The sequence below is a fragment of the Nocardiopsis sp. CNT312 genome, assembly GCF_000515115.1.
Classification (GTDB): domain Bacteria; phylum Actinomycetota; class Actinomycetes; order Streptosporangiales; family Streptosporangiaceae; genus Nocardiopsis.
In genome coordinates this window covers 20,208-37,506 of record NZ_AZXF01000023.1, presented here as the reverse complement: position 1 = coordinate 37,506, position 17,299 = coordinate 20,208, and the positions used below count along the sequence as shown (strand labels likewise).

The 17,299-nt window shown below is 72.5% G+C and carries 15 protein-coding genes and 1 pseudogene; 8 read left to right on the top strand and 8 right to left on the bottom strand.

Going from position 1 to position 17,299, the window contains the following annotated elements; genetic code table 11:
- Positions 1-5 precede the first annotated feature (5 nt).
- From B042_RS0111675 to mtrA, 3 genes are read right to left on the bottom strand one after another with little or no spacing between them, the layout of a single operon-like run.
- A complete protein-coding gene (locus B042_RS0111675) occupies positions 6-1,871 on the bottom strand; it encodes an LpqB family beta-propeller domain-containing protein (RefSeq protein ID WP_028648444.1) in 1,866 nt (621 codons plus the stop codon).
- The gene (mtrB, locus tag B042_RS0111670) at positions 1,868-3,604 is read right to left on the bottom strand and encodes an MtrAB system histidine kinase MtrB (RefSeq protein WP_028648443.1); all 1,737 of its coding nucleotides are present in this window, start codon (positions 3,602-3,604) and stop codon (positions 1,868-1,870) included. The genes B042_RS0111675 and mtrB overlap by 4 nt, the downstream gene beginning before the upstream one ends.
- A gap of 16 nt (positions 3,605-3,620) precedes the next feature.
- Entirely contained in the window at positions 3,621-4,298 is a 678-nt protein-coding gene (gene mtrA / locus B042_RS0111665; protein WP_028648442.1) for an MtrAB system response regulator MtrA, read from the bottom strand.
- A gap of 434 nt (positions 4,299-4,732) precedes the next feature.
- Between mtrA and B042_RS0111660 the strand changes: the two genes are divergently transcribed.
- Genes B042_RS0111660 through B042_RS0111640 form a run of 5 tightly spaced genes read left to right on the top strand, consistent with a single transcriptional unit; the run spans position 4,733 to position 10,292 of the window.
- The gene (locus tag B042_RS0111660; RefSeq protein ID WP_028648441.1) at positions 4,733-6,247 is read left to right on the top strand and encodes a glycerophosphoryl diester phosphodiesterase membrane domain-containing protein; all 1,515 of its coding nucleotides are present in this window, start codon (positions 4,733-4,735) and stop codon (positions 6,245-6,247) included.
- Positions 6,244-6,870 (top strand): DUF4129 domain-containing protein, encoded by a 627-nt coding sequence (locus tag B042_RS0111655; RefSeq protein WP_231493944.1) that lies wholly within the window; start codon positions 6,244-6,246, stop codon positions 6,868-6,870. Before B042_RS0111660 ends, B042_RS0111655 begins: the two co-directional genes overlap by 4 nt.
- Positions 6,867-8,003, top strand: a complete 1,137-nt coding sequence (locus B042_RS22935; RefSeq protein ID WP_036554750.1) for a DUF4350 domain-containing protein — start codon at positions 6,867-6,869, stop codon at positions 8,001-8,003. The genes B042_RS0111655 and B042_RS22935 overlap by 4 nt, the downstream gene beginning before the upstream one ends.
- 13 nt (positions 8,004-8,016) lie before the next feature.
- Positions 8,017-8,991, top strand: a complete 975-nt coding sequence (locus B042_RS0111645) for a MoxR family ATPase (RefSeq protein ID WP_028648439.1) — start codon at positions 8,017-8,019, stop codon at positions 8,989-8,991.
- On the top strand, positions 8,991-10,292 hold the full coding sequence (locus tag B042_RS0111640; protein ID WP_028648438.1) for a DUF58 domain-containing protein: 1,302 nt from the start codon (positions 8,991-8,993) through the stop codon (positions 10,290-10,292). Before B042_RS0111645 ends, B042_RS0111640 begins: the two co-directional genes overlap by 1 nt.
- A 3-nt stretch (positions 10,293-10,295) precedes the next feature.
- Here B042_RS0111640 and B042_RS27065 read toward each other — a convergent pair whose 3' ends face one another.
- The 3 genes and pseudogenes from B042_RS27065 to B042_RS0111625 all read right to left on the bottom strand — a co-directional run bounded on the left by B042_RS27065 (position 10,296) and on the right by B042_RS0111625 (position 11,838).
- Positions 10,296-10,625 (bottom strand): type II toxin-antitoxin system PemK/MazF family toxin, encoded by a 330-nt coding sequence (locus B042_RS27065; protein WP_369797697.1) that lies wholly within the window; start codon positions 10,623-10,625, stop codon positions 10,296-10,298.
- A gap of 115 nt (positions 10,626-10,740) precedes the next feature.
- Positions 10,741-10,806, bottom strand: a pseudogene (locus B042_RS27060) (DUF397 domain-containing protein); the annotation flags it as partial.
- A gap of 39 nt (positions 10,807-10,845) precedes the next feature.
- Positions 10,846-11,838, bottom strand: a complete 993-nt coding sequence (locus B042_RS0111625) for a stage II sporulation protein M (RefSeq protein WP_028648437.1) — start codon at positions 11,836-11,838, stop codon at positions 10,846-10,848.
- Positions 11,839-11,954: 116 nt separating this feature from the next.
- Between B042_RS0111625 and B042_RS0111620 the strand changes: the two genes are divergently transcribed.
- Positions 11,955-12,758 (top strand): RDD family protein, encoded by an 804-nt coding sequence (locus B042_RS0111620; RefSeq protein WP_028648436.1) that lies wholly within the window; start codon positions 11,955-11,957, stop codon positions 12,756-12,758.
- A 15-nt stretch (positions 12,759-12,773) separates the two neighbouring features.
- Here B042_RS0111620 and ahcY (B042_RS0111615) read toward each other — a convergent pair whose 3' ends face one another.
- Together ahcY (B042_RS0111615) and ahcY (B042_RS0111610) are read right to left on the bottom strand one after the other, a co-directional pair.
- A complete protein-coding gene (gene ahcY, locus B042_RS0111615; protein ID WP_028648435.1) occupies positions 12,774-14,036 on the bottom strand; it encodes an adenosylhomocysteinase in 1,263 nt (420 codons plus the stop codon).
- A gap of 3 nt (positions 14,037-14,039) precedes the next feature.
- Entirely contained in the window at positions 14,040-15,476 is a 1,437-nt protein-coding gene (gene ahcY / locus B042_RS0111610; protein WP_028648434.1) for an adenosylhomocysteinase, read from the bottom strand.
- A gap of 126 nt (positions 15,477-15,602) precedes the next feature.
- Between ahcY (B042_RS0111610) and B042_RS0111605 the strand changes: the two genes are divergently transcribed.
- Together B042_RS0111605 and B042_RS0111600 are read left to right on the top strand one after the other, a co-directional pair.
- Entirely contained in the window at positions 15,603-16,010 is a 408-nt protein-coding gene (locus B042_RS0111605) for a MerR family transcriptional regulator (protein WP_028648433.1), read from the top strand.
- A gap of 98 nt (positions 16,011-16,108) precedes the next feature.
- Positions 16,109-17,260 (top strand): hypothetical protein, encoded by a 1,152-nt coding sequence (locus B042_RS0111600; protein WP_028648432.1) that lies wholly within the window; start codon positions 16,109-16,111, stop codon positions 17,258-17,260.
- Positions 17,261-17,299: the final 39 nt, after the last annotated feature.

Below are 17,299 nucleotides of genomic sequence, written 5' to 3'. Positions count from 1 at the left end.
GCCCCTCAGCCCGGGTAGGTGGGCAGAACCCCCTCGGCCACGATCTGCCAGTTCAGCCGGTCACTGATCCACACGTTGCCGTCCTCGGCCCCGGCGATCAGCGGCTGTCCCGGAGCGGCGGCGACAGTCTCCATACCGCCCACCGGCGCACCCGCGCCCGTGGGCGGTGTGCCCCCGTCCACGGAGACCAGGAAGGCCTGGCTGGTACCGCCCTCCCGGCTGCCGAGGGCGACCAACTGGTCCGAGGAGCGCCAGGCGAAGTCGGTGACGTCGGCCAGTTCCTGGGCCAGGGCGAGGAAAGCGTCCACCGTCACCTGGCCGTCGCCGTCCACGACCACCCGCCCCACCTCCAGCGAGCGGCGGCCGTCCAGTTCGGTCAGGGCGGCGATCCGCGTCCCGTCCCTGGAGACGGCGGCGTCGATCACCGAGCGGTCCTCCAGTTCGGAGAGGTCGACCCCGACCACCTCGTCGCCGCCGCGCAGCATCCACAGGGCCGTCCCGCCGGGGGCGGGCACGTCCTCATCGGCACCCTCGACCACGTCGGTGCCCCCGTCCTCGCCGGGCTCCGCCGCTTCCGTCCCCTCCTCCAGCTCCTCGACCACCCACAGGTTGTCGTCCACGTCCCAGGACAGACTGGTGAAGACCCCGTCGGAGAGCACCTCCACCGCGTCGGCCCCGGCCTCGACCTCACTGGTCACGACTGAGTCCCCGCCCGCGGTGACGCCCGCGACGGTGTCCTCGGCCAGGGACACGGCGAAGCGCTCCAGACGGATGTCACCCGCGCCCAGCGGTCCGGGGACCGGTTCGGCGGTGTCGAAGGTGTCGGCGGTCGGCTGGGGCGTCGACCAGATCTGCCCCTCCTGCATGTAGTAGGCGCCGACCTCGGAGGCCGTCCCGCCGGGGGCGACCCCGGACCAGTGGTCGCTGCCGGGGCGGGGCCGGTAGGCGCTCTCCCCCTCGGCGCGGGGATAGGCGATCTCCTCGCCGTTGAGCACGACGGTGAACTCCTGGATCTCGGGCAGTTGGCGCAGGGTCCAGGCGATCTGGGCCCCCACCCCGAACTCCTCGATCTCGGGCACCCCGCCGATACGGACGCGCGCGCTCTCCTCGTCCACGTTCAGGTCGAGGGAGGCGTCCCTGGGCAGGGTCGTGGTCACCGCTGGCTCCGACCAGGCACTGGGGCCCTCGAAGAGCTGCCGCAGGAGGCGTTCGGCGAGGTTGTCGTTGCTGACCGGCAGGTAGACGGGGTCGGGGACGAGCGTGGTCAGCTCGCGGTTGTAGTAGTAGAGGTTGAACGACCGGTGGGTGCGCTCCACGTCGAGCCGGCTGAGGATGAGCTGCTCGGGCAGGCTCCGCACGCGCCACTCCCCCTCCGGGTCGCCGCCCTGCCGGGCAAGGCCGAAGGAGACGTCCAGGAGGGTGCCCTGGTCGCTCGGCAGGTACTTGCCGCTCTCGTCGATGGTGGCCACCAGCCGGGTGCGCATCCGCACGGTGGCGGTGAGCCCGTCGGCCGCGACCTCGGGTTCGAGGCTCACCGTTCCCGGGTCCCCGAACACCTGGACCGTTCCGTCGGGGGTCCACTCCTCGCCGGTGTCCTCCAGCATGTAGCTGCGGGCCGCTTCGTAGTTCTCCTCGAAGCTGCCCATGTCGCGGAGGAAGCCGTCGACCAGGGCCTCGGGGCCCACCCCGGGCTGCGGGCCCGCGGGGAGGAGCCGCACGTATCCGTCGTAGGGGTCAGCGGACGACCCGCCGCCGTCGCCGGGGACGACCGGGCCGGTGACGGGCACGGTCGCGCAGGAGGCCAGGAGCACGCAGGACACAAGGGCCGCGGCGGCGGCGCGCACGAGGGGAAACCGGTGCGGACCGTTCACAGCGTGCTCTCCTCGCCTCGGTCGGAGCCCCGGTCGGCCGGGGAGGTGCGGTCGGGTCCCTTGGCGGCCGGGACGACCCTGCCGAGCCCGATCTCCGGGGGCACCAGCGGGAGCGGGGATCCGCGCAGCTCGGCGCCGGAGGTGCGCGGCAGCGACAGGCGGAACTGGGACCCCTCCCCGGGACGGCCCCAGGCCTGGAGCCAGCCGCCGTGCAACTGGGCGTCCTCCTTGGCGATGGACAGGCCCAGCCCGGTGCCGCCGGTGGTGCGCACGCGCGAGGAGTCGGCCCGCCAGAAGCGGTCGAAGCACAGGTGCTCCTCCCCCTCCTTGAGCCCCACCCCGAAGTCGCGGACGGCCACGGCCACGGCGTCGCGGTCGCCCGCCGCGGTGACCACCACGTCCTTGCCCTCGCTGTGCTCGATGGCGTTGACGACCAGGTTGCGCAGGATGCGGTTGATCCGGCGCGCGTCGAACTCGGCGACGCAGGGTTCGGCGGGCAGGCGCAGGAGGACCTTGATCCCCCTCCGCTCGGCGATCTGCTCGGCGTCGCCCACCGCCTTCATCACGGTGTCGCGGATGTCCACCGACTCGGCGCCGAGCGTGGCGGCACCGGCGTCGTGGCGGCTGATCTCCAGCAGGTCGCCCAGGAGCTCCTCGAACCGCATCACCTGGCTCTGGAGCAGTTCGACGGACCGCCCCTGTGTGGCGTCGAACGACTCCCGGTCGTCGAAGAGCACGTCGCTGGCCATCTTGATGGTGGTCAGAGGGGTGCGCAGTTCGTGGGAGACGTCGGAGACGAACTGGCGCTGGAGTTTGGACAGCTCCTCCAGCTCCTGGATCTTCTCCTGGAGGTTGCCCGCCATGTCGTTGAAGGACACGGCCAGTCGCGCGAGTTCGTCCTCGCCGCGTACGGCCATGCGCTCGGCGAGGTCTCCGGCGGCCAGCCGCTCGGCCGAATGCGCGGCGGAGCGGACCGGACTGACCACCTGCCGGGTGACGACGTAGGCGATCAGGCCGAGGAGTACCACGAGGAGGACACCGACGAGGCCGACGGTGCCCTGGACGAGGCCGAGGATCTCCTGCTCGTGCTGGAGAGGGAAGATGTAGTACAGCTCGTAGGCGTAGGTCATCTGGGCGCCGACCACGAGCGCCGGTTCGGCGGATCCGTCCTGGTCGATGCTGGTGTAGGTGTGGTACTGCTGCTCGGTGCGCTCGGAGCGGCCGACCTGTTCGGTCAGGCGCTCGGGGATGCTCTCGCGGTCCCCGGTCGCGTATCCGCTCTCGTCGCCCACCGACGGCAGGATGACGACGCCGTACAGGCCGGTGTCGCCGCTGCGGCTGGTCAGCTCACTGGTGATGTTGTACAGGAGCCGGTCGCGGTCGCCCGCCTCGTTGCCCTGGAGTTCGGCGATCGCGTAGTCGAGCCCGGCCCTGTGGTCGTTGACCGCCGTGGCGATCTTGGCCTCCAGGAGGCCGCCGCGCACCTGGGAGACCAGGACGTAGCCCAGCCCCAGCATGACCGCCAGCGACAGCACCAGCGTCGTCGAGATCACCCGCAGGTGCAGCGACCGGCGCCAGTTGGCCTGGACCACGCGCACCAGGGCGCGCGCGGCCCGCTGGGAGAGCAGGTAGACCCGGGTCAGGCCACTGCTCTGGTCCGTCCTGCCGTCGGCGGGCGCCGACGGCGTGCGGACGGGCCGGGCCCGGTCGTCCTCGGAGGCGGCTGGCGTCATGTGCGGCGGGCCCCGATCAGGCGGTGCCGGCCTTGTACCCGACACCGCGGACGGTCACGACGACCTCGGGGTGCTCGGGGTCCTTCTCGATCTTGGCGCGCAGGCGCTGCACGTGGACGTTGACCAGGCGGGTGTCGGCCGCGTGGCGGTAGCCCCAGACCTGTTCCAGCAGCACCTCGCGGGTGAACACCTGGCGCGGTTTGCGGGCCAGGGCGACCAGGAGGTCGAACTCCAGCGGGGTGAGGCTGATCTGCGCGCCGTCGCGGCGCACGGCGTGCCCGGCGACGTCGATGGTGATGTCCCCGATCTGGAGGACCTCGGGCGCGGGCTCCTCGGTGCGGCGCAGCCGCACACGGATGCGGGCCACGAGTTCCTTGGGCTTGAAGGGCTTGACGATGTAGTCGTCCGCGCCGGACTCCAGCCCCAGGACGACGTCGATCGTGTCGCTCTTGGCGGTGAGCATGACGATCGGGACGCCGGACTCGGCGCGGATCTGGCGGCACACGTCGATCCCGTCTGCTCCCGGGAGCATGAGGTCCAGGAGCACGAGGTCGGGCTTGGTCTCCCGGAACATCTCCAGGGCCTTGTCCCCGTCGTGGACGAACGAGGGCTCGAAGCCCTCTCCGCGCAGGACGATGCCCAGCATCTCGGCGAGAGCGAGGTCATCGTCGACAACCAGTACTCGTCCCTTCATAGATGGTACGGCGCCGACCGTCCGGTGGACGGACCACACAGCGCCTACTCCTCTCTCCTGGAACAGTCAAGCGTCGGATGCGGGCTGTGCCCGTGGCCCCCATGCGGTGGGAGGCCGCGTTCGTCCCCCAACTCTGCCAGTTCCGGCCGGTGTTGGGAGCGTGGTCGATCGTATTCGGTTGCCCGTTCGGTCCCTTTCCGGGTGCGGCGCCTCTCGGCGCTCCACCTGTGCTGAGCTGCACCGAAGGCCTCGCCTTGTGGACCGGCGGGTAACAGAAAGCATACAAAAGGAATGAAGTGCATCGGTTGTACTTCGATCTGCCCCTACCCGACCGAGCCTCGGTACCACCGGCCGGTAGGTTGGTGGCCGAGCACACGCATCAGACGGGGTTTCGGCCACCACAAGTGACCGTTATCCCACGAAAGGTGGGGAAGATGAGCCAGGAGGACGACCACCGGGGCACGCCGGGCGGCACCCCGGACGGCCCCGAGGCCCAACCGTCCTCCGGTTCCAGCGGCCCGGAGCAGGCGGAGGGCGGCTGGGCGGCCCCCGGGCAGGAGGCGGACACCCCCCCGGACCGACCGGACTTCGCACCCCCGCAGGCCGGTCAGAACCTCCAGTCCCCGACGGGTCCCCCGCCCGGCCACGTGCCCCCGGGCCACGTGCCCCCGGGGCCCGGGCCCCGGGCCTACGGCCCCCCCGGGTACGGCCCCCCACCGGGGTACGGCCCCCCGCCGGGATATGGGCCGCCCCCCGGATACGGGCCGCAGGCCCAGGGAGCGCCCGGGTACGGGCCTCCTCCCGGATACGGGCCGCAGGCCCAGGGAGCGCCCGGGTACGGGCCTCCTCCCGGATACGGGCCGCCCCCCGGGTACGGGCCCCCGCCCGGCCACCAGGCCCACGGCCGCCCCGGCTACGGGCCGCACCGGGCCCTCAAACCGGGCGTCGTCGCCCTGCGGCCGATGAACCTCGGTGACCTGCTCAACGGCGCGTTCACGCTCATCCGGCACAACCCGAAGACCACCGTCGGCCTCTCCGCGATCATCATGGCCGTCGCGAGCATCGTCACCGCGATCGGCTTCGGCGGCTACATGTCCGACTACGGCGTGTTCATGGACCAGATCGCGAACGACCCGTACTCGGCCGACCCCGACGACCCCTTCCCGTTCTCCGCCTGGTCCCTGCTGGCCACCTACGGGGGTGCCCTCCTCACCCAGGCCGGTGTCGTGGTGGCGACCGGCCTGCTCACCGCTGTGATCGGGATGGCGGTCCTGGGGCACAAGCTCAGCCCCGGGCAGGCGTGGGCGGCGGTGCGCGACCGGATGGGGGCCGTCATCGGCCTGGCCGCCGTCCAACTGGTCATCTATTTCGCGCTGAGCCTCGCCATCATGCTGCTGCTGGTCGGCGGGTTCGCCCTCGGCCTCGTGCTCATCACCGAGGGGGGCGCCTCCGGAGCCGGTGCCCTGGTGATGGTCGGCGGCGTGGTCGGGGCGCTCGCCGGTGTCTGCGTGGCCGCGTGGATCGGTATCCGCATCTTCTTCGCCATGCCGGCCGTCATCCTCGAACGCGTCGGCGTGTTCGCCTCCCTGGCCCGTTCCTGGCAGCTGACTCAGGGCAGTTGGTGGCGCGTCTTCGGGATCATCCTGCTGACCATGGTCCTCATCCAGCTCGTCGCCAGCATCCTCTCCACACCCTTCGGCTTCGCCGCCGGGATCATCGTGGCCGTCTGGCCCGCCGCGCCCTGGGCGCCCGTCGCCTCCGGTGCGGCCATGTACGTCGGATCGGTGCTCGCCAACGCCGTCGCCACGCCCTTCACCGCCGGGGTGACGACCCTGCTCTACATCGACCTGCGCATGCGCCGCGAGGGCCTGGACCTGAAACTGCACACCGCCGCGCAGGCCGGACACGACGCGGGCCCGGAGATCTACCTACCGGAGCCGCGGACGTGATCCACGCAGCCGCGGAGGTGACGCGGGAGGAGGGCCAGCGGCGTGCGCTGGAGGAGCTGTCCGACCCGCTGTACGGGGAACGGGTGCCCACACTGCTGGAGCGGTTCATGGAGTGGCTGCGCGAACTCCTGAACGGGGTCGTCGAAGTCGGCTCCGGCGTCTTCGGCGGCTGGGCCGTCCTGGGTCCCGTCCTCGTGGTCCTCGCCGTGCTGCTCGTCTGGCTGCTCGTCTACCTGCGGCCGTCGGCGAGCCGTCGGCGGGGCGCGGTCGTGCACGAGGAGGACGCCCGCTCCGTGGCCGACCACCGCGCCGCCGCCGAGGCGTGCGAGCGCGCCGGGGACTTCGCGGGTGCCGTCACCGAGCGGATGCGCGCCATCAGCGTCTCCCTGGAGGAACGGGCGGTCATCACCCCCCGCGCGGGCCGCACGGCCACCGAACTGGCCGACGAGGCCTCCGCCTTGCTGCCGGACCAGCGCGGGGGCCTGGCGGAGGCCGCACGGCTGTTCAACGACGTGGCCTACGGCGACCGCCCCGCCACAGCCGACGCCGCCCGAACCCTGCGCGAACTGGACGCGGCACTGGAGGCCACCCGGCCCGTGCCCACCGGTGAGGGGGTCGCGTGAACGCACCCGCAAGCGACGCCGCCCGCGTGTGGCGGGCGCTCCGCGGACCGCTCGTCCTGGTGGTCAGCCTCGTGACGGTGGGGGTTCTGCTCTCCCTCGGCTCGGAGACCTTCCCCGAAGGCCACCTGGAGCCGGAGAGCCCCGCCCCGGAGGGCACGCGCGCGCTGGTCACCCTGCTGCGCGAGGAGGGTGACGTGGCGGTCGTCCGCTCCTCCGAGGCGGCGACGGAGGCCGTGTCCGGAGCCGGTGACGCGGTCCTGTTCCTCTCCCTCGACCACCGCCTCCTGCCCGAAGAGCTGGACGAGCTGGCCGGACTCGGCGTCGACACGGTACTCGTCCGGCCCACCCTGGCCTCCCTGGAGGTGTTCGCCCCCGGAACCGACGTCACCGGCCGGACCGAGGACGGCACCCCCCTCTCACCCTCGTGCGGCCTGCCCGACGCCGCCGCCGCGGAGGACGCCTCCCTGGGCGGCGAGCTCTACACCGCGCCCGCGGGCTCGGTGTCCTGCTACCCCTCGGACACCGGCGACGCCCTGGTCCGGGTGGAACGCGGAGAGGCCGCCACCACGGTGCTGGGCACCGGCCACCCCCTGACCAACGCCGCGCTCGGCGCCCGCGGCAACGCCGCGCTGGCACTCAACCTGCTGGCCGCGGACCAGGTCGTGTGGCTGCGCCCGGACCCGCCCCGGGAGGCGGGCCAGACCTCCCTGTGGGAGCTGATCCCGGAAGGGGTCCGCTGGAGTCCGCTCGCGCTGCTCGCCGCGCTCGCCCTCCTGGCACTGTGGCGGGGCCGCCGCATGGGCCCGCTCGTCCCCGAGTCGCTGCCCGTGGTGGTGCGCGCCTCGGAGACCCCCGAGGGGCGGGCCAGGCTGTACCGGTCCCGGCGCGCCCGGGACCGCGCGGCCGCGGCCCTGCGCACCGGCTTCCTCGAACGGAGCGTGCCGGGGCTCGGACTCGCCCCGGACTCCTCCCCCGAGGCCGTGGTGGCGGCCGTGGCCGCACGCACCGGTGACCGGCCCGAACGGCTGCGGACCCTGCTCTACGGGGCCGCGCCGGACCCGCACGCGGCCGACGACGCGGCCCTGGTCGCCCTGGCGGACGCACTGGACGAACGCTCCGAGAAACTCCGGTAGAGAGAGGTAGCACGTGACATCCGAGGTACTGCCCTCCGCCGACGAGGCGCGGGCGGCCCTGACAGCCCTGCGCCGTGAGGTCGGCAAGGCGGTCGTGGGCCAGGACGAGACGGTGACCGCGCTGGTCGTGGCACTGCTGTGCCGTGGCCACGTACTCATGGAAGGCGTGCCGGGTGTGGCCAAGACCCTCCTGGTGCGCACCGTCTCGGCGGCCCTGTCGCTGGACCACAAGCGGGTGCAGTTCACCCCGGACCTGATGCCGGGCGACGTGACGGGCTCGCTCGTCTACGACCAGCACACCGCCAAGTTCGAGTTCCTCAAGGGCCCGGTCTTCACCAACCTGCTGCTGGCGGACGAGATCAACCGGACGCCGCCCAAGACCCAGGCCTCCCTCCTGGAGGCGATGGAGGAGCGGCAGGTCACGGTGGAGGGCGTGCCCACGCCGCTGCCCGACCCGTTCATGGTCGCCGCCACCCAGAACCCGGTGGAGTACGAGGGCACCTACCCGCTGCCCGAGGCCCAACTGGACCGGTTCCTGCTCAAGGTCACCGTCCCGCTGCCCGAGCGCGCGGCCGAGGTGGACATGCTGGGCCGCCACGCCGCCGGGTTCGACCCGGGCGACCTGGCCGCCGCCGGGGTCGTGCCCGTGGCCGGGGCCGCCGAGCTCAGGGCCGCGCGGCTGGCCGTGGAGAGGGTCAGGGTGGCGCCCGAGGTGCTCGGCTACATCGTCGACCTGTGCCGGGCCACCCGGCTCTCCCCCTCCCTCCAGCTGGGGGCCTCGCCCCGCGGTGCCACCGCGCTGCTGCGCACCAGCCGCGCGTGGTCGTGGCTGACCGGCCGCGACTACGTCACCCCCGACGACGTGAAGGCGCTGGCCAAGAGCACCCTGCGGCACCGGATCTCGCTGCGCCCCGAGGCGGAGCTGGAGGGGGCGACCACCGACGGAATCCTGGACGGCGTACTCGCCTCCGTCCCGGTGCCGCGCTGATGGCGGTCACCGGGCGGGCGGCCCTCCTCGGCTTCCTCGCGGTGGCGGCGGTGGCGATCTCGGGCTCCCTGGCCCCCCTGGTCACCGCCGTCGCGCTGGGCCTGATCGGCGTCCTGATCGTGGTGGACCTCGTGCTGGCCGCGAGCCCGAAGAGGATGGCGCTGTCCCGCGAGGGGGACACGACCCTGCGTCTGGGCGAGGAGGCGACGGTACACCTGACGCTGTCCAACCCGACCGGGCGCGGGCTGCGCGCAACGGTCCGGGACGCCTGGCCGCCCAGTGCCCACGCGGGCCCGCGTACGGCACCGGTGCGGGTGGACGCCGGGGAGCGCCGCCGCCTCACCACGACCCTGGCACCGGCCCGGCGCGGCGACGCGCGCGCGGCGGGTGTCACCGTGCGCAGCATCGGCCCGCTGGGGATCGCGGGGCGGCAGCGGACGCTGTCGGCACCGTGGACGGTACGGGTGCTGCCGCCCTTCCACAGCCGCCGCCACCTGCCGGGCAAGCTGTCGCGGCTGCGGGAGCTGGAGGGCCAGCACACCGCGATGGTGCGCGGCCAGGGCAGCGAGTTCGACTCACTGCGGGACTACGTGCCCGGCGACGACGTGCGCTCCATCGACTGGCGCGCCACCGCCCGGGGCGACGGCGTGGTGGTGCGCACCTGGCGGCCCGAGCGGGACCGGCGGATCCTGATCGTGCTGGACACGGGCCGCACCGCCGCCGGGCGGGTGGGCGACACCCCGCGTCTGGACCACGCCATGGACGCCGCGCTGCTCCTGGCGGCCCTGGCGGGCAGGGCGGGCGACCGGGTGGACTTCCTGGCCTACGACCGCCGGATCCGCGCGCAAGTGCGCTCCTCGGGCAAGGGCACACAGATCGGCCGGCTGGTCGAGGCGATGGCGCCGCTGGAGGCGGAGCTGGTGGAGTCCGACCCGGCGGGCATGGTCGGCGCGGTCCTGGGAACGCAGGGCCGGGCGCGCCGCCTGGTGGTGCTGCTGACCGACCTGAACGCGGCGGCCCTGGAGGAGGGCCTCCTGCCGCGCCTTCCGGCCCTGACCTCGCGGCACCTGCTGATGGTGGCCTCGGTATCGGACCCGGCCGTGACGGAGATGGCGGCCGAGCGCGGAGGCGCGGAGGCGCTGTACCGGGCTGCGGCGGCGGAGCGCACCCTGGGCGAGCGCCGCCGAGTGCGGGCCGAGCTGCGCCGGTTGGGCGTGGAGGTCGTGGACGCCGACCCCGAGCACATCGCCCCGGCGCTGGCGGACGCCTACATCAACCTCAAGGCCCAGGGCCGCCTGTGAGCCCTACAGGAGTCCCAGAATGAGACGACAGGCGTGATCCGCATCGTCCAATTCATGCGGCTCCAACCGGCCAGCGAACTCTCCTAGCCGTATCTGCCGGTCAACAGCCCGCATCTGGTCGACGAGCACCCGGGCGGCGGTGCCATCGACCCGGTCGGCCTCGGGACGAAAGAGTGCCGGCGCGGCGGTCGTCGAAGTGGGCGCGCCGACCGCAGTGGAAAGGTTGAAGGGCCCCTGAAGCTCCACCCAGCAACGCGGCCCCGCTGCCCGCGGCCCAGCGCGCGTTTGCCCGCTCGCATCCGGTAGAGGCCACCACGCATCCGAGGGGCCCATCTCTTCCGCGATGCGGGCGGGTTCGGCCCGGTTCGCCTCGTCGTGCCTCAGGCGTTCGGCGTCCTCCCGTGCTTGAGCGTGCTGCCGTTCGACCTGCACTGCCGAGAAGAGCGACCTCCACGCAGCCGGTGCTGATACCGCTGTAGCTGCTCTTGAACCAGTGGAGGGTGTCCTCGTCCATATGGTCGATGGCGCCACAAGCCTCCGCGCCCCACCCGCCCTACGCCACGGGGACGGCCTGCGGGGCGTCCTTCAGGTCGCCTGTCTCGCCCTCACGGTGCGCCCTGCGGCCGAGGGTGAACACATACGCCAGGAACAGGATCTCGGCGACCGCGCCGATCCCGATGCGCAGCCACGTGGTGTGCACGTACCCCGTCACGAACCCCTCGATGAGCCCGGACAGGAACAGCACCACCACCAGCCCCAGCACCACCGCGACCGCCGCGCGGCCCTCCTCTCCGAGCGCCCGCAGCCGTGTCCGGTCCCCGGGGGAGATGATCGTCCACCCGAGCTTGAGCCCCACGCCTCCGGCAACGAACACCGCCGTGAGCTCCAGCAGGCCGTGCGGCAGGATCAGCCCGAAGAACTCCGGCCCCCGGCCGTGCGCGAGCATCAGCCCCGCCACCTGACCGATCGCGACCGCGTTGCTCACCAGCACCCACAGTGTGTACAGGCCGAAGAAGGCACCGCCCACGATCGCCTGCGCCGCGATCCACGCGTTGTTGGTCCACACCTGGGCGGCGAACGACCCCGACGGATTCTCCACGTAGTAGTTGCCGAAGTCGTGCTCGACGTACCGCGACATCGACTCCGGGGTGCCCAGCGAGTGCAGGACCTGCGGGTCGCCGACGATCCACGCCGCCGTCGCCGAGGCCAGCAGGAGCATCCCGGCGGTCACCCCGATCCACCACCAGCGCATCCGGTACAGCACCGCGGGGAACACCCGGGTGAAGAACCCCGCCAAGTCCCGCCAGGCCGAGGTGTGCGCACCGGTCACGGCCGACCGCGCACGTGCGACCAGCGCCGACAGGCGCCCCACCAGGGCGGGGTCCTGGCCGGAGGAGCGCACCACCGACAGGTGGGTGGAGACCCGCTGGTACAGCTCGACCAGCTCGTCGATCTCCTCGCCCTCCAGGTGCCGGCGTCCGCGCACCAGACGGTCCAGCCGGTCCCACTCCTGGGCGTGTGCCTGTGCGAACACGTCGATATCCACGCATGAGACCCTACTGCGTCCGGTCGTCGACGCCACGGCCGCCGGGAGTGTTCCCGACGGTCAGCGGTAGTGTGCAACACGTACGGTTCGTACCTTCCACGAGGGAGCGTGTGCAGGTGTCCCATCCCGGTACACAGGCCCCTGGGGGCTTCTACGAGGCGTCGCCCCTGGTGACGGGGGACGCGGTGGTCCTCGACCTGCGTCCGGCCGGTTTCGCCTCCCGGGCGGCGGCCGCCCTCATCGACATCCCACTCCAAGTGGTCATGCTGCTCCTGCTCGGCATACTCACGGCGTGGATCGCCGACGGCGTGGATCCGGCCGCCACCGCCGCGATCGCCCTCGCGGGGACGGTCCTCATCATCATCGGGTACCCGACCGCCTTCGAGTCGCTCTCGCGCGGGCGGTCCCTGGGCAAAATGGCGCTGGGGCTGCGTGTGGTGGGCACGGACGGGTCGCCGGTCCGCTTCCGCCAGGCCCTGGCCCGTGCGCTCGCCGCCTCACTGGAGATCTGGGTGACCGGCGGTGTGGTCGCGCTGTTCACCTCGATGATCAACCGCGACGGCCGCCGCGTGGGCGACTTCGTGGGCGGCACCCTGGTGGTCTCCGAACGCGCGGGGGGCCGCCGGGACGAGTTCGTACCGATGCCGCGCCACCTCGCCGACTGGGCGGCCGCCACCGAGCTGTCCGGGCTCTCCCCCGAGACCGCCGCGGCCGCGCGCCAGTACGTCCTGCGGTTCTGGGAGCTGACCGAACGGGCACGGCACGACATGGGCGTCCGGCTCGCCTCCGAAGTGGCCGCGCAGACCAGTCCGCCCCCGCCGCCCGGCACGGCCCCACCGGAGTACCTGGCCGCCGTGCTGGCCGAGCGCCGCCGCCGACACGAGGCACAGATGCGCCCCGGCGGCCCCTTCCCCCGCTGACCCCCGGCCGGGGCCTCAGGGACGCCAGGAGCTCAGGTAGCCCGCCTGCTCCTCGGTGAGCGCGTCGATGGCCACGCCGAGCTCCGCGAGTTCGAGCCGGGCCACCTCGATATCGGTCTCCTCCGGCACCTCCACCACCCCGGGCCCCAGTTCGGTGTGGTGGCGGGCGAGCCAGGCGGTGGTCAGCGCCTGCACCGCGAACGACATGTCCATCACCGCCGCCGGGTGGCCCTCCGCGGCCCCCAGGTTCACCAGGCGCCCCTCCGAGAGCAGCAGCACGCGCCGACCGTCGGCGAACACGTACTCGTCGGCCTGCTCACGCACGCCCCGGTTGACCTCGACCGCCCTGCTCTCCAGCGCCACCAGGTCGATCTCCAGGTCGAAGTGGCCCGAGTTGGCGAGGATCGCGCCGTCGCGCATCCGGTCCAGGTGCTCGCCGCGGACCACGTCCCGGTTGCCGGTCACTGTCACGAACACGTCGCCGAGCCGGGCCGCCTCGGCCATGGTGGTGACCGTGTACCCCTGCATGACCGCGTCCAGCGCCTTGACCGGGTCGACCTCGGTGACCACGACCCGGGCACCCATGCCGCGCGCCCGCTCGGCCAGGCCGCGCCCGCAGTAGCCGAACCCGGCCACGACCACGGTCCGCCCCGCCAGCATCGCGTTGGTGGCCCGCAGGATCCCGTCGATCGTGGACTGCCCGGTGCCGTAGCGGTTGTCGAACATGCGCTTGGTGGCGGTGTCGTTGACCGCCACCATCGGCAGCCGCAACTGCCCCTCGGCGCTCATCCGGCGGAGCCGGATCACCCCGGTGGTGGTCTGCTCGCAACCGCCCAGCACACCCTCCATGAGGTCGGGCCGGTCGGCGTGCACCGTGTTGACCAGGTCGCAGCCGTCATCGAGCAGCAGGTGCGGCCGGGACTCCAGGACGGCGACGAGGTTGCGGTCGTAGGCGGCCGGATCCATGCCCGCCCAGGCGTGCACCGCCACGCCGTACTCGCTCACCAGCGCGGCGGCCGTGTCGTCCTGGGTGGAGACCGGGTTGGAGGCGGCCAGCCAGACATCGGCTCCGCCCGCCCTGAGGGCCCGCAGCAGGTTGGCGGTCTCCGCCGTCACGTGCAGGCACGCGGCGACGCGCAGGCCCGCCAGGGGCCGCTCGCGCTCGAAGCGCTCGCGTACCTTGCCCAGCACGGGCATCGACCGCTCGGCCCAGGCGATCCGGCGGACCCCGGCCCCGGAGAGGCCGAGGTCCGCGACCTCGTGTGAGGGTGCGGACATGGCCTAGTACCGATAGTGGCCGGACTTGTAGGGGCCCTCGACGTCCACGCCGATGTAGGCGGCCTGCTCCTTGGTGAGCCGGGTCAGCTTGACACCGAGCGCGTCCAGGTGCAGTCGGGCCACCTTCTCGTCGAGAATCTTCGGCAGCGTGTACACGTCCGTCGGGTACTCGTCGGGCTTGGTGAACAGCTCGATCTGCGCGATGACCTGGTTGGTGAAGCTGTTGGACATCACGAAGCTGGGGTGGCCGGTGGCGTTGCCCAGGTTGAGCAGACGGCCCTCGGAGAGCACGAGGACGGACCGGCCGTCGGGGCGGGTCCACTCGTGGACCTGCGGCTTGATCTCCTTCTTGGCGATGCCGGGGACCTTCGCGAGCCCGGCCATGTCGATCTCGTTGTCGAAGTGGCCGACGTTGCCGACGATCGCCTGGTGCTTCATCCGCATGATCTGGTCGGCCATGATCACGTTGAAGTTGCCGGTGGTGGTGATGAAGATGTCACCGGTCTCCAGGACGTCCTCCAGGGTGGTGACCTGGAAACCGTCCATCGCCGCCTGGAGGGCGTTGATCGGGTCGATCTCGGTGACGACGACCCGCGCGCCCTGGCCGCGCAGCGCCTCGGCGGAGCCCTTGCCGACGTCGCCGTAGCCGCACACCACGGCGACCTTGCCGCCGATGAGGACGTCGGTGGCGCGCATGATGCCGTCGGGCAGCGAGTGGCGGATGCCGTACTTGTTGTCGAACTTGCTCTTGGTGACGGAGTCGTTGACGTTGATCGCCGGGAAGGCGAGGACACCCTCACGCTGCATCTCGTACAGGCGGAGCACGCCGGTGGTGGTCTCCTCGGTGACGCCCTGGATGCCCTCGGCGATCCTCGTCCACTTCTGCGGGTCCTCGGCCAGGCTCCGCTGGAGCAGGGTGAGGACGACCGCGAACTCCTCGCTGTCGGCGGTGGAGGGGTCGGGGACCGCCCCGGCCTTCTCGTACTCGGCGCCCTTGTGGACGAGCATGGTGGCGTCGCCGCCGTCGTCGAGGATCATGTTGGGGCCCTCGGCTCCCGGCCAGGTGAGCGCCTGCTCGGTGCACCACCAGTACTCCTCCAGTGTCTCGCCCTTCCAGGCGAACACCGGGACGCCCCGGGGATCCTCGGGGGTGCCGTCGGGGCCCACCACGACGGCCGCCGCGGCGTGGTCCTGGGTGGAGAAGATGTTGCAGCTCACCCAGCGCACCTCGGCGCCCAGGGCGACCAGGGTCTCGATGAGCACGGCGGTCTGCACGGTCATGTGCAGGGAGCCCATGATGCGGGCACCGCGCAGGGGCTTGCTGTCACCGTACTCGGCCCGCGTGGCCATGAGACCGGGCATCTCGTGCTCAGCGAGCCGGATCTCATCGCGGCCGAACGCGGCCGAAGAAAGATCGGCGACCTTGAAGTCGAAAGCCATGGATTCCTCAACTCTGATCGTGGTGGCGACCCTGATTGTAGAGCTGTTCCACCAGCGGAGAGGAAAAATTGACATTGCATCGGCAGATTTTCCCTGGCCTCCGAAGAAGTTCGTTAGGCTCGCTCCATGGCCGCCCTCGACGACACCCCGCCCGCACCCTCCCGGACAACTGGCGCCGTCCCGATCTCCGCGGCGGCCGAGCGGGTCGGCACCACGGCGCGCATGCTCCGCTACCGGGAGGCGCTGGGCCTGCTGCCCCGCACCCAGGAACAGCCCACGGGACGCGGCCACCGACACCGTCGCTTCACCGAGGAGGACCTGCACACCATAGCGGTGGGGCTGCGGATGGAGCGCGAGTTCGACATCCCTCCCGCCGCCCTGGCGTTCGCGCTGCGCGTCCTGGCCGAACCCGAGGTCCTGGCGCGGGTGCGCGCGCACGGGGAACGCCTCGGCCGCCTCGCCCAGGCTCCGGCCCGCGCGATGGACTTCGACAAGCAGAAGGCGATGCGCCTGCTCCGCAGGAACGGCTCGTGAGTGACGCGCACATCCACCGGGGGTTGTCCCGCGCACGCGTCCGGTAACGGCCGTCCCGAGAGGTTTCACCGTTCGGTCCACCGGCTACGCATCACAACGTGGACACCCTGCGCAGCGACGCTGCCTCACATCCTCTTCCCGCCCGCGTCCGTGACGAACTCACGGACGTCGACCGGCTCCGGACCATCTGGGCGGGCCAACGCGACGGGCGGCCCCGGGAGGCCCGCGCGGCCGCACGGCAGGAGCTGGTGCACCGGCGCGTCCGTGAGCTGGGCGGCGGCCCCGGCCTGGTGGAGGCGGTGCTCTCCGTCTCCAGGGAGGGGATGGCGGGACAGCCCGTCTGCGCGGACTACGTCATGCAGCTGTCGGCCCTCGCTGCCGCCTTGCCGACCGACCGGGCCTGCCGGGTTCCGGAGCGCCGACTGGACTGGAACGAGTCGCGGAACCTGGCGGAGGCCGCGGAACTGCCCGCCCACCCCGTGGTGCGCGCCGCCCACGTCCTCGCCGGGTGCGCCGACCTCCTCGGCGCCACAGGCACAAGCCCCGACGACGGCCTTCCGTGGGTGCTGCCCTGGATGCTCGCCTCGGCCGTGCTCCAACGCGCCTGCTACCCGCCGCTCCTGCCCGACCCGCTGGCCCTGCGGCCCCCGGTCACCGTCCGGGAGCCCGGCGAACGGCTCGCCGGGCTGGTCCACCACGTCGCCCGCCTGGCCACCGGCACGCTGCGCGACGAGCTGTGCTGGGTGCCCGCGGAGGTCCCCGAGCCCCGTGGGAGCCGACCGCCGCTGGCCTCGGTGACGTGTCGACGGATCGAGGCCTACGTTCGTTCGCGGGGGGAGGCGTTGGACCTCATGCTGCGGGCCATGGACCCGCGGGCGGGCACGACGGTGCGTTCTGGGGGCTCCGGCGACGCCCCGAGGCAGGACCCGGGCAGCGCGCCCGCCTCGCGCACGGTCCTCACCCCGGGCGCCGCGCACTGGTGGACCTCACTGGAGCTGGTGGCGGGCGACGCCTCCCTGACCCTGTTCGTGGTGGTCCAGGAGGTCGGACGCCCCGAGACCGGGGTGCTGGCGGTCACCGCCGACGGCAGGCTCACCACGCCCGAGGGTGTCAGGGACACCCTGGACATGTCCCGGGCCGACAGCGTGACGGTGATCCCCACCGACTCCGTCGACGAGCGCTGGCCGGAGATCCGCGACCTCGTGGACGAGGCGGTCTCCCGTTCCATGAACGCCCTGACCCGGGTGTGAAGACCGGTTCCCCGCACACGGCCGGGCAGGGGGCTGCGC

What these genes read in the sequence shown, in the direction of transcription:
- mtrA (WP_028648442.1), bottom strand. Translation starts at nt 4,298, where the DNA reads ATGAAGGGACGAGTACTGGTTGTCGACGATGACCTCGCTCTCGCCGAG.
- B042_RS0111660 (WP_028648441.1), top strand. Translation starts at nt 4,733, where the DNA reads ATGAGCCAGGAGGACGACCACCGGGGCACGCCGGGCGGCACCCCGGAC.
- mtrB (WP_028648443.1), bottom strand. Translation starts at nt 3,604, where the DNA reads ATGACGCCAGCCGCCTCCGAGGACGACCGGGCCCGGCCCGTCCGCACG.
- ahcY (WP_028648435.1), bottom strand. Translation starts at nt 14,036, where the DNA reads ATGTCCGCACCCTCACACGAGGTCGCGGACCTCGGCCTCTCCGGGGCC.
- B042_RS27065 (WP_369797697.1), bottom strand. Translation starts at nt 10,625, where the DNA reads ATGGGCCCCTCGGATGCGTGGTGGCCTCTACCGGATGCGAGCGGGCAA.
- ahcY (WP_028648434.1), bottom strand. Translation starts at nt 15,476, where the DNA reads ATGGCTTTCGACTTCAAGGTCGCCGATCTTTCTTCGGCCGCGTTCGGC.
- B042_RS0111640 (WP_028648438.1), top strand. Translation starts at nt 8,991, where the DNA reads ATGGCGGTCACCGGGCGGGCGGCCCTCCTCGGCTTCCTCGCGGTGGCG.
- B042_RS0111605 (WP_028648433.1), top strand. Translation starts at nt 15,603, where the DNA reads ATGGCCGCCCTCGACGACACCCCGCCCGCACCCTCCCGGACAACTGGC.